This is a genomic window from Paenibacillus sp. FSL P2-0136, from assembly GCF_037975325.1.
Taxonomy (GTDB): Bacteria; Bacillota; Bacilli; order Paenibacillales; family Paenibacillaceae; genus Paenibacillus_AQ; species Paenibacillus_AQ silagei.
In genome coordinates, this window is the sequence record NZ_CP150244.1 from 5,068,229 (window position 1) to 5,081,030 (window position 12,802).

Consider the following 12,802-nt stretch of genomic DNA (forward strand, 5'->3'; position numbering starts at 1 on the left):
TTCCTGTAAAAACGTGATCTTTTATCACTCAGTTGCCGGCAGGTTCGGTCTTCGTCCGGCGCAGCGGCAAGGTAATGATCGCCCGTGTCCACCCCACCCCGGTTCGCTCATAGGTTAATCCGTAGGCCTCGCCGTAATGGAGCTGGATCCGCTGGTGCACGTTGCGGATGCCGTAGCCTCTTGCACTATGCTCTTCCCTCAGGATGGCGGCAAGCTCCTCCAGATCTACCGGCAGATGCCCGTTGTCCTCGACGACGAAGCGGAGTGTTCCTTCCGCTTGAACAGCAGATACCCGGATTCCTCCTTCTCCGTCCATCCCGCGTACGCCGTGAAGAATGGCATTCTCGATCAGCGGCTGGATAATGACCTTGGGCGTCTCATAGTCCCTCAAGGTATCATCAATCTGCCAACAGACCTCAAAGGTACCCGGATAACGTTTGGTTTGCAGCCGGGTGTACGCCTGGGCATGCTCCAGTTCTTCCCCGGCCGTAATCATGGTCCGGCCCCGGCTAAGTCCGATGCGCAGCAGCATGGACAAGTCCCTGACCATCTCTCCCACCTCGCCGTTTCCGCTATCCAGCGCATACCAGTAAATCGAGTCCAGGGTATTGTACAGATAATGGGGGGTAATCTGGGATTGGAGCATCAGCAGCTCATATTCCTTCTGCTTCAGCTTCATCCCGTAATTTTCTTCAATCGAATGATCCAGCCTGCGGGTCATTTTCACGAATGATCCCTGCAGAATGCCGAATTCATCATGCCGGAGCGGCTCCTCGGATAACGGCAGCTTGATGCCGGGCTCATAAATTTTCATCACAGAGACGAGCTTCACGACCGGCTTGACGACAAGTCTTACCAGATAGAGAACAAACATCAGGACAAAAGCCAGAAAAACAAAGGAGATGAGCACCAGCAGCTTTTGAAACCAGACTTGCTTGCCGGTAATGGATGCCAGCGGGATTTTGTACAGTAACCGGGTGTGGAATCTGGAGCTGTCCGAATACGCATAGAGCCACTCCTCCCCGCCTTCCTGGGCGAAGGTATAGCCGTAAGCGGCGTCCGGTTCGGTGCTCTTGCCGATCTCGGCCGCAGAAATGCTGCCTGACCCGGTGGACATCAGCAGCTCCCCGTTATCATTGAATAAGAAGGCGCCGGCCGCAGCAGGCAGCTCCACCGAGACCATATCCCGGGTCAGCATCACCTCAACCTTATGGACGACCAGCAGCCCGATCACCTCGTTATAATTCCGGGGGTTCAGAATACTGCGCATGAAGGAGACCGTCCGCTCGCCCGTCGCTGAAGGAATGACGCGCAGCGCCCCTGCCCCGCTGACATCCATCTGCTTGACCATCACGTCCGGCAATCCGCTGTTCACCTGGTCCAGATATTTGAACCCTTTGGTCTTGTGAGACAGATCGAACGGCGTATCCCTGCGCTCAATGTTCTTCATATATATCGCATATTCCGTGCCGCCGGTAGACCAGCTCTCCAGAATGTTGTCGGCCTGCTGGATTTCATTCAGGGTATCAATTCCCGTCCAGAAGCTGTACCCTGCCGGATTGCTGAAAAAATGATTATCCAGCAGCGTGATCGTCCGGTCATTGATCGCCGATATCGTTTTGTCCAGCGTGACATGATTCTGCTTCACCAGTTGCAGGGTTGTACTGCCGACCTCTTCCTTGATCGTGTGAAGCGCCACATACGCTGAAATCCAGCCCACCACCAGGAACGGGAGCACAATGCAGAGCAGGAAGGCAAGGATGACTTTATGTTTGAGCTTGAGTTTAAGTTTCAGCTTCAGCCCGGTCCCCTCCTCTGGCCTGTTTGCGGAATTCTGCCGGAGTGAGGCCCAGCACCCGCTTGAACATCCGGCTGAAGTGCTCCGGTGATTCGTACCCTACCGCATAGGCAACCTCATACCGTTTCTTGTCGGTAGCAATCATAAGGCGCTTGGCCTCCTCCATTCGCAGTGCGGTCACATAGTCCCAGAGGTTGGTTTTCATATCACGCTTGAAAATATAACCCAGATGGGCGGCGCTGAAATGCACCTCCTCGGAAATATCCTGGATCTTCAGCGCCGGATTCCGGTAATGGTTCTGGATGTAGCTTGTAATCCGTGAGATTACACTCGGGTCTCCGGCCGGGTCCTGCTGCGGCGGCTGTTGCGCGGAATCCGGTGGCTGCTGCCCTCTGCTGAGATGCTCCTGCATGGCGATATCGCCATAATAGAACACCTTTTGCCCGGGATGAATGCTGCTCCGCCCGGCAGCCGTATCCGCTTCTTCCAGCAGTCCCGGAAGCGTAGAGACACCCCCGCCAAGTGTGCTGAGTCCGATGATCGCCTCCGCATTCAAATGCTGCTTCAGGTTCATGGCGATCATCTGCCCGATCATCTGGATCTGGGAGTGCACTCTAACCTGGGGGTCACCCATATCTTCAGCGGACAACTGGATGATGCTGATGATCGAATGGCCGAAGCCGTTGAAGGTGATGCCATCCCATTCGGCTAACGTTTCGTTCATAATATTGAGAGCCGCATATTTCAGCAGCTTGCGGTCATGCAGCGTAACCTGCTGGCGGCTGAATCCGGCCTGGCTGTAATCTATACGGATGGAGATCACTCCGAAATAGGGCCCTTGCAGCAGGCCGCCCAATTCGCCGGTGATCTCTTCAATATCCTGCGGCGACAGATTCCGCTCGGTGACCAGCTCCATCAGCCACTCCTCGCGCCGGGAATGCTCCTGGATGTGCTTGTGCTCCCCCTGCGCGCTTTTCCCCGGAAGCTCCTTCTGGGTTAATGCTTTGCGGACTACCCGCAGCAGTTCCGTCCGCTCCACCGGCTTCACCAGATAATCCTTGGCTCCCAGCCGGAGCGATTTTTTGGCGAAATCAAACTTCTCATGGGCCGAAATGACAATCACCGGAACATTCCACTGCTCCATATAGATATTCTCCATTAATTCAATGCCACTCATCCGGCCCATCTGGATATCGGTCAGCACCAGATCGAAATGGTCCATCCGCAAGTAGTCAATCGCTTCAAAGCCATTGATGGCCGTCTCCACCTCCGTGATGTTCAACTCCGAAGTGAGCAGGAAGTTTCGGATCCCTGCACTCACTCTCGGCTCATCATCCACAACGAGAATTTTATACATGATGTCCCCCTCTTTCGATTGCCAATTCATCGCCAGGCAGCTTCAGGTTCTTCTGTGTACCACAGTACACTTGCAATAAATAAGCGTAGATGATCTATTTCCGCTTTTCTGTGATCTATTTCCGCATGTTGTGCTGCCAGCTTCTATTCGTCCCCCGTTTCATAGATATAGCCCCTCTACACCCCTAGTATAGATCACATATTTCCTGTAATTCATCATGGATAAGTGATAGTAACTCTTTTATGCTACCTTTGCAAGCGTTTTCATATAAAAGAAAGGAGAGCCGGGTTAACGATATTTCATTATGAGGAGGTTCTACGATGTTCATCCGAAGTCCATTCCCCCAGAGGTTTAACAAGTTCGTATCTGTAAGCCTCAGTCTGTTGTTAATTCTATGCAGTGTTGCTCTGTCCCCCCGGCCTGCCGCCGCTGCTGTCGCTCCCTTGCCGGGTCCCGCTCACCCTCTCTTGTACGATAATTTCGCCGGCGGAGGCGTGTTCAAGCAGAACTGGACCAACTGGTTCAATCAGAGCGGCGGCAGCGGAACCTTCACCAAGACCACCCAAGGCACCCGCACCATTGGAAAATTCACACAAACCCCAAGCTCCTCCTCCTCCTGGGCCAAGTTTCAGCCAATGAACGAGACCTTCGACCTCTCAGGCTACCGTTATATGAATCTGTCGCTGAACAATGCAGGGTATGCCCAGTCCCTCATTCGTGTCGTGATCAGCGACGGGATTACCAATTACAATCTGACCGGGGGTTATGTTCCCGCCACGGCTGCCTGGACCGATCTGCAGTTCGATCTCGATGCCTTGTCGCCCAAGATTCAGAAGAAGAAGGTGAAGCTGGAAATCTGGCTGCGACAAGGCGGCGGGACTTACGGCGAGATGCTGGTCGATGATATTGTGTTCACTACAGCATCCAGCGGGTCCGCTCCCCAGCTAAGCCCGGCAGGGATGACAGCCAATACGGACGGCAGCTACAACCAGAATACGGATTTTACCTTTGAAGCCGTCTATACCGATGCAGATAATGAAGCCCCCTTCGCTGTTCAGGTCATTATCGATGATACCGCCTATGTAATGCGTGAATCCGACCCAGCAGATGTAACCTATACGGACGGCAAAAAATATAGCTTCCTAACGAAGCTGCCGGCAGGCGCTCATACCTACTATTTTCGCACCACCGATACAACCTCCGATGAAGTCGCTACCAGTGTCCAGGCGCTGAGTGTTGTCCAGGTCTCCTCCGTAATTGATATTGCTGTGAGTCAGGCCGGATATAGCGCAGGTGATATCAAGAACGCGAAATTCATCTCGGACACCACGGTCACAGATGCCACTTATGAAATACTGGATGGAACTAACGTAGTCTACTCCGGCACGATGACCTATGAGGGTCTGCACTGGAACAAGCATGTCTACGCTATCGGCTTCACCCCGCTCACAGCTTCCGGGAACAATTATAGAGTACGGAGCAATCAGGTGTATTCTTATCCTTTTGAGATCGCTCCGAACCTGTGGGATCAATATAAGGATGAGATGACCGCCTTCTACCGGCTGCTGCGCGCCTCGGTCGCGACCAGCGATGCTTATCCTGCGGGGTACAGCAGTGTAGCGCCTTCAGCCAAGCTCTACCACGGGGCAGGCCATCTGGATGATGCGCAGTCTGCGGACGGCCTGACTCATTATGATCTGACCGGCAGCTGGTATGACGCTGGAGATTACGGCAAATACGGCGGCAACCAGTGGGTCGGCGCGGAGATCGCCCTGGCCTATATCCGTTATGCTGACCATAACAGTGTAAAGTATGATAACGACAGCAACGGGATTCCTGACCTGGTGGACGAAGCCGTCTTCGGCAGTGAATATCTGATCAAGTTCGCGGATCAGCTCGGCGGAGAGATGTACAATCTCAGGAATAACGCCTCATTCGTCCATCCTGAGAAATCCACCGACAATGTCTCCGGCACCGCCGATGACCGCAAGCTGACGGACCTGAGTGTCGGCGGCTCGGCCAAGTCAGCAGGTACGCTTGCCGCCACCGCACGCGCGATCCGTACAGCGATTGACGAAGGAGATATCGCATCCGCTCAACTTGCAGAGCTAACGGAATTCGCTGAACAATGTGAGAGCGCGGCGGTAATCTTTTATGAATATGTGGTTGCCCATCCTGACGGACCTATCGGCTCTTATTCCACGAGAGGCGGGATTCCCAATTCCAAGCTGCTGGCGGATGTTGAGCTCTACCTGCTGACCGGCGAAGCCAAATACAAGAATGCTGCCACCGCTACAATTAGCGCACTGACCCTGGGCGACATCTCCTCCACTAACTACTGGGATATGAGTCCGATGTCCATGGCTGAGTTCTATCCGGTTGCCGATGCCGCCACACAATCTCATATTCATAGCCTGCTGAAGGGGCAAGCGGATTACTTCCTCTCCATGACCGATGATACCCCGTACGGGGTGCTGAACCAGTTCAAAAACTTCGGGGTGAACGAGCCTCATGCCTCTTACCTGGGCGATCTGCTGCGGTACTATGAATTATTCGGTGATCCGGCAGCGCTGCAAGGGGTGCTGAAGGGGATGTACTGGGTGTTCGGAGAGAATCCGTGGAATATCAGCTGGGTCTCCGGCATCGGCACCCATCATGTGATGTTCCCGCATACCCGCTACAATGAGGAATCCAATACGCCGGGAGACACCGGGATTATTCTTCCGGGAGCGATGGTCAGCGGGCCTAATATGAAGGACCCCAAGAACAAGAGCAGCATAAGCCCGTGGTATCAGGACCGCTCCCTCTACCTGGATGATACGAACCAGTGGCGGTATAACGAGTTCAGCATCAGCATTCAGGCCGGATTACTCTACACTGTTATGGGCTTGAGCGCTACTCCGGGAACAGGTGCGGATGTTGCCTCTGTGCCGCCGGCCCTGCCGGTCCTCTCGCCTGTGATTGGAGAATGGGTGCGCGGCAATGTAACGGTATTCGCGCGTGCGGGCGAGGAGCTGAGTCAGGTCGAATATGCGGCTACCGGCTTGCCCTATCAGCCGATGACGGTCTCCGGTAACGTGTATTCCACAGTGAGTGGCGCGGTCTACGCTGCGGTCATTGATGAGAGCCAATCCTTGCCTTACACGAATAAAAGAGTCGATGTCCGCGCCAAAGACCCATCCGGCGGGTACACCTACAGCTCCACACATTACACTGTAGCTCCGGCGCTGCCGGACCCTTCCACTCCGCTGCTCTATGATGATTTCGGAGGCGGCGGCTTCTGGGGCGGTTCAGCGGCCAACACCACCTGGGTCAACTGGTATAATCAAAATGGCGGCACGGGAACGTTCACCAAGCTTACTGCCGACGGACGCTCTGCGGGCCAATTCGCCCAGACGCCGGCCAGTGTGAATTCTGCGGCCAAGTTCCAGCCTTGGAACGATGTGGTCGATCTGAGCGGCTATCAATATCTGAATATTACGCTGAAGAATCCTGCCTCTCCTGATCTCAGGACCCGGATTGAGCTCAGTGACGGCAAACGAACCTACAATCTGACCGGCGGCTGGTTCGAGGTTCCATCCACTTGGAGTGATCTGCAATTCGATCTCAATGCCCTGACACCTGCCATCGATAAACGGACGCTCAAGATGTCCATCTGGCTGAAACAAAACACCGTCACTCCAGGCCAAATGCTGGTTGACGAGATTAAAGCGACCAACAAAATCAGCGGAAGCGCACCCACCCTGACCGCAGGCGGCGTAAATCACACTACCGGCACCACACAGACGGACTATACCTTCACTGTCACTTATACGGATGCCGACAATCAGGCCCCGTTCGCTATGGAGTTGATTCTGGACGGCGTCGTCCGCACCATGCAGCCTGCCAATCCAAGTGACAATAATTATGTGGACGGCCGAATCTATCAATATACTACCAAGCTGTCCCCGGGCCAGCATTCCTATTATTTCCACACCACCGACACCTTCACCGATGCAGTAAGCACCGGGGTGCAGAGTGGTCCTGAGGTTAGTGAAGGACAGTAGGAGTTGCGGGGTTCCGCGGAATTAGCGGAGAGCTGTAGGATTAGCGATGAGTACAGATTTAGCGAAGAGCCGTAAGGATATCCCACGCTTCAGCGGGAGAAAATATGCGAGTTTGAAGGCAGAATAGAGAAAGGATATACTATATTCATGTACAGCGGTGCAGTCTGACAGCGAAGTTACCAGGGTGCATCGCTGTAACATCGGGGCTATCACAGCTATAACCCGCAGACTGTTGGCAGGATGTCGGAGATTGGGACGATAGCGGATGAACGGAGGGAGTTCTACTATGGGCGATAAAGATATCATGTGGCTGACTGTTGATGATCCGCTGGCGAAGTCTGTTGTGCAGGCAATTCGTACAGGCGATGTGCCGGGGTTGACTCAATTACTTGCCGGAAAACCGGGGCTGGCTACAGCCCGAATTGCCGGGACTGAAGAGGGACGTGCAAGTAATGAAGGGACCGGCAGCGGGGAGACTAGTGATACTGGGAATAGTAACAGGGGCTTGGGTAACGCTGAGACAGGCGGTGAGGACGTTAGTAACACTGGGGCTGGCGGCGGGAAAACTAGCGAGGCTGGAACTAGTAGCGTGAGCCTTGGTGTTGCTGATAGTGGAGACGCTGGGACAAACGGCGAGAATACTGGCGGAGGCAACGATTGCGGGGACGCTGGGACAAACGGCGATAACACTGACGGCGGTACTAATCGCGGAGACTCTGAGGCAAACGGCCACAACTCTGGCGACGGTACTACTCGCGGAGACGCTGGGGCAAACGGTAAGAACACTGGCGGCGGCACTGATCGCGGGATGTCCCGCACGCTCCTGCATATTGCTACCGACTGGCCGGGGCATTATCCCAACAATGCAGCGGTTGTTACCGCGCTGATTGAGGCAGGCGCGGAGGTAAATGCGCAGTTCAGCGGTCCGCACAGCGAGACGCCGCTGCACTGGGCAGCGAGCTGCGATGACGTCGAGGTACTGGACCTGCTGCTCGATGCCGGGGCCGACATCGAGGCATCGGGTGCGGTTATCGCTGGCGGGACCCCGCTGGACGATGCCGTGGCGTTCGCACAATGGCGGGCGGCGCAGCGGCTGGTGGAACGCGGTGCGCAGCCTGCACTCTGGCACGCGGCGGCACTCGGTCTGCTAGATGCGATGGAGGCACACTTCGCCGGACATCCGCTTCCGCGCCGCTACCCCTGGGGTGCAAGCTCCGCTTCAGCAGCACCGGACGAGATAAACGTAGCGTTCTGGTGCGCCTGCCACGGCGGACAACGCGCCGCCGCCGAATGCCTGTTCGCCCGGGGCGCCGAGTTGAACTGGCCTTCCCCATGGGACGGCCTCACTCCCCTGGACGCCGCGATGCGCAGCCATGCCACGGAACTGGCCGCATGGCTGGAGGGCCTGGGCGCTAAGTCTGCACAACAGTAAGTTGCACTGGGCGGAATCAGGTGCACTTATGCTCCTCATTTGCTCACCTACGTTTGAGCACAATGTATGCTGTTTTTCACATACATTCAGGCCATATGCCTGCGTACCAGCACAATGTATGCTGTTTTCCACATACATTCGGGCCATCACCTACGTTTGAGCACAATGTATGCTGTTTTTCACATACATTCGGGCCATATACCTGCGTACCAGCACAATGTATGCTGTTTTCCACATACATTCAGGCCATATACCTGCGTACCAGCACAATGAATGTATGCTGTTTTTCACATACATTCGGGCCATCACCTACGTTTGAGCACAATGTATGCTGTTTTCCACATACATTCGGGCCATATACCTGCTTACCAGCACAATGTATGCTGTTTTCCACATACATTCGGGCCATATGCCTGGTGCTCAATCCGCCAACTATTTTTGAAATCAGGTGTACTTATGCACCTCATGCCCGCCAACAGCCCGCTTCCCGCAACATCTGGAGCGCCAGAACCAAACAGGACCGGCCCAAGGCCGGTCCTGTCACTCATTATCAAGGTAGCTGCCCGTTGGGACAGTCCCCCCCAAATATCCCTTACTTTCCCCCATCCCCAGCCTGCGCCGACAGCTGGCTCACGATCTGATTGATCGGGTTCGTGAACAACGCATACAAGATCGCTGCATTCTCCTTCTTGCTCAGCGCGGCTTTGGACTTGTAATCCATAGCGCCCTTAGCATCCGGCTTGAAGTCTGGTCCATACAGGCCCAGAGCGACCGCCATCTTCACGGCCGGAACGGCCCATTTGTCTGTATTGCCGGATAGCTTCACGTTCTGGAACGCTTTATCCGGATATTGCTTATTATACATTCTCCAGATCATGACTGCCGCCTCCTGGCGGGAGATGACCCGGTCCGGCTGGAACTCTCCGCTGGCCGTTCCTTCAATCATTCCAATCTCAACAGCCTGCTGAATGTAAGCGGCATCGGGATGGCCCTGCAGATCCGGGAAGGCCAGCTTCTCAGTAGTGCTTCCCTTAAGTCCGCTGCTCTCCATCATCAGGCGAACATACTGGGCGCGCGTAATACCCGAGTCAGGCTGGAAGCTCAGCGTGGCATCGTTCGGCAGATACCCTAGCGACTGGAGCATCTGTACCGGAGTGGCATAAGGATGGCTCGCGGGAACATCGGCATAACCAACGCCATCCGGTCCCTTTTGCCCGTAGCTGAACGGATTGAGGTAAGGCTCCTTCAGATAAGCGCTTCCTCCGTCATCCTTCATGGTGAAGCCTGTAAATTTGCCGGTCAGCTCATCCGTGAACAGATTATCATCTACCTGAATCAGCTTGCGGGAACCCAGCAAAGCGTCATTAATCATTAGCGCACCATTCTGCACGGAGACTGTAGACACCAGACTCTTCATACGAAGATCCGCATAGTAGCCGGTGAATGCCTTCAGCGCTTCAGCGCTCATCGGCTTGTAGGCATCCAGCTTCACTGGTGCGGCATATTGCGGGAAGAATGTCTGGATAAAGGCCGGATAGAACAGCTCCCGCAGTGCACTTTGCTGATTATAGCCAATGAACACCCCAGTGTTCTGCTCGGGAATAAGGAACATATACGAACTGAAGCCGATCAAATCACCGGCCTTGGTGATAATCTTGGAGCTGCTGCCAGCTCCGGGAAGCTGGAACGGCGCTTCAAAGCCGTAGGTAGTGTTCGGCAGCAAAGGATGAATTGTGGAGCGGTATTCCTCCATAGACTTTACAGTGTCTTCCTTAAGAATACGGTTATTGTCAACGGCTCCCCCGTTCAGAAAAGCCGTCATGAACTTGGCAACATCATCGCCAGTAGACAACATGCCGCCATGCGGCATCACGGTTGGCGTCACGTTGTAGAGATCAACCTCTTTGCCCGTGGCGTCATAGGCTGTAGCAAGATTGTCCTTCAGCTTGCCTTCCAGCAGGAAACCGCTTGAATCCATCTTCAGCGGGGCGAAGACATGCTGCTGCATATAATCCTCATAAGGCATGCCGCTGGCCTTCTCCACCACCAGACCGAGCAGCAGTGAAGCGAAATTGTCATACATGTAGGAAGTGCCCGGCTCACGCACCACCGGAGGCATATGCTTCACCACATAATCCTCAATGGACACCTTGGTGGTGAAGTCCTGATTGATGTCTTCCGGCAGCGGGTCTTGAATGCGGAAGCCGGTGGTGTGGGTCAGCAGATCCCCCACAGTTACCGGAAACCCGAAGGGGTTGTCGAAGGCCATCGGACCGGTATAGACTTGAAAATCCGCTTTCAAATCTAGTTTGCCTTGCTCAAAGAGCTGCATGGCGGCAGTCGCAGTGAAGGTTTTGGATACCGAGGCCAGACGGAAGACTGTTTTGTCAGGGTCTACCTTACTTTTGGCATCCTTATCCGCGAATCCGAAGCCTTCTTCAATAACCGTCTTGCCATCCTTCACCACCACAACAACCGCACCGGATAGCTGCGCTTTCACCGCATCCGAACTGAAGAATTGCTTGAGGAAGGCCGCAGCATTCTCTGTTGTCAGCGGCTTGGCCGCTGCATTGGCAGCTGCCGGAGCGGTAGAAGCAGGGGGAACGGCGGCGGCCTGAACAGCCGGAGCCGTAAGTGTCAGAACCAGTGCAGCCGAAAGCACGGTCCTCGTCCAAAAGGCAGAGCGGCGGCGCAATATTGACAATTTCATTCACTTCACTCCATTTCCATAGTTTAATAGGCATAGTAGTTAATACGCCTTAACCTGGAGAATGGTTCATTTAATTCTGCAGCACCTCGTCCATCTTCTTCAGCTTTCTGTAAATCACCGACCTGTCCACACTTAATTTCTTGGCCGCCTCCGTCCCGTTTCCGGCACAATCCTGCAGCACTTTTTTGATATAATGGCCCTCCGCTACAGCAGTGAAATCCTTCAGACTTGCGAGCTGATGCTTATTCTTCTCAATGAAGTGGTCGAGAGAGAACCAGTCGCCAATCTGCTCCTCTTCCTGTATGCTCTGGCCCACATGCTCGGTTACCACCAGCCGCTCGATGTAATTCCTTAATTCTCTAACATTCCCATGCCAGGGCTGGTTCAGCATCTTATCGAATTCTTCGGCACTCAGCACATATTTCTTGCCGTACATCTCATTGAAGCTGGTGATGAAGTTGGAGATTAACCCTACCAGGTCCAGCTTCCGGTTACGCAGCGGCGGAATATGAATCGGAATCACATTAATCCGGTAATACAGATCTTCGCGGAACAGCCCCTTCTTGACCAGACTCCACAGATCCCGGTTGGTAGCTGCAATCACGCGGCAATGGACCGGAATATTGGTAATGCCGCCCACGCGCCTTACTTCATTATTTTCAAGCACCCGCAGTAATTTGGCCTGCATCTCCATCGGCAGATCGGCAATCTCATCGAGGAACAGCACGCCGCCATTCGCAATTTCGATCATACCGGCCTTGACCTCCGTCTGCCCCTCAAGCACACCCTTCTCGTACCCGAATAATTCGTATTCAAAAAGAGCCGGAGCAATCGCAGCACAGTTAATCGGAATGAACGGTCCCTTCCACTTCTCGCTCTTCAGATGGATATACTTGGCGATCACCTCTTTGCCCGTCCCGGATTCGCCGTAGATCAGCACCTTGCTGTCGTAAGAAGCAATCTGGTTGCAGACCTTGATAATCTGCTTCATCGCCAGACTCTCAGCCACGATGCCCTTCTTCTTCTCTGCCGCCATACCGCCTAACTGCTTATGGATCTGCTGGGCGACAGGCACATTTGCTTCATAATAGTTCTGCTCCTGGCTGAATTCGTTGGAGGTGGTAACGACCAGTTGTACCTCCCCGTCCTTATCCAGAATGGGAATCGCCGACGAGAAGACATGGAAGCCTCTGGAGGTATTGACGGTTTTGGATACCTTCTGCTTGGTCGCAATAGCCTCCATAGTAATAGAGTGAGCGTAATAGCCCGCCTTGACCAGATCCTGAACGTTCGCCTTAAGCAGCTCCTCCAGATGGATACCAATGGTTAGCGCGGTAAATTCATTGGAGATTAAGATATTCCCGTTCTGATCGGTAACAAATAATGTTGACGGATATTCTTCCACGAGTTCTTCGAAAGCGGGTTTACCTGTATTTTTATTTTTTTTGGTCACCTTCAT

At 54.0% G+C, this 12,802-nt stretch carries 6 protein-coding genes; 2 read left to right on the plus strand and 4 right to left on the minus strand.

The genetic code is table 11. The annotated features are described in order from the left end of the window. Positions 1–28: 28 nt before the first annotated feature. The gene (locus NYE26_RS21485; RefSeq protein WP_339249991.1) at positions 29–1,720 is read right to left on the minus strand and encodes a sensor histidine kinase; all 1,692 of its coding nucleotides are present in this window, start codon (positions 1,718–1,720) and stop codon (positions 29–31) included. A 64-nt stretch (positions 1,721–1,784) separates the two neighbouring features. After that, positions 1,785–3,155 (minus strand): response regulator, encoded by a 1,371-nt coding sequence (locus tag NYE26_RS21490; RefSeq protein WP_339249993.1) that lies wholly within the window; start codon positions 3,153–3,155, stop codon positions 1,785–1,787. Between the two features lie 320 nt (positions 3,156–3,475). Between NYE26_RS21490 and NYE26_RS21495 the strand changes: the two genes are divergently transcribed. Together NYE26_RS21495 and NYE26_RS21500 are read left to right on the plus strand one after the other, a co-directional pair. Then, positions 3,476–7,201, plus strand: a complete 3,726-nt coding sequence (locus NYE26_RS21495; protein ID WP_339249995.1) for a glycoside hydrolase family 9 protein — start codon at positions 3,476–3,478, stop codon at positions 7,199–7,201. Between the two features lie 286 nt (positions 7,202–7,487). Then, on the plus strand, positions 7,488–8,633 hold the full coding sequence (locus tag NYE26_RS21500; protein ID WP_339249997.1) for an ankyrin repeat domain-containing protein: 1,146 nt from the start codon (positions 7,488–7,490) through the stop codon (positions 8,631–8,633). Between the two features lie 592 nt (positions 8,634–9,225). Here the strand turns inward: NYE26_RS21500 and NYE26_RS21505 are convergent. Then, positions 9,226–11,343 (minus strand): serine hydrolase, encoded by a 2,118-nt coding sequence (locus NYE26_RS21505; protein WP_339249999.1) that lies wholly within the window; start codon positions 11,341–11,343, stop codon positions 9,226–9,228. Positions 11,344–11,413: 70 nt separating this feature from the next. After that, positions 11,414–12,796, minus strand: coding sequence for a sigma 54-interacting transcriptional regulator (locus NYE26_RS21510; protein WP_339250001.1), 1,383 nt, complete (start codon positions 12,794–12,796; stop codon positions 11,414–11,416). Between the last annotated feature and the right edge of the window lie 6 nt (positions 12,797–12,802).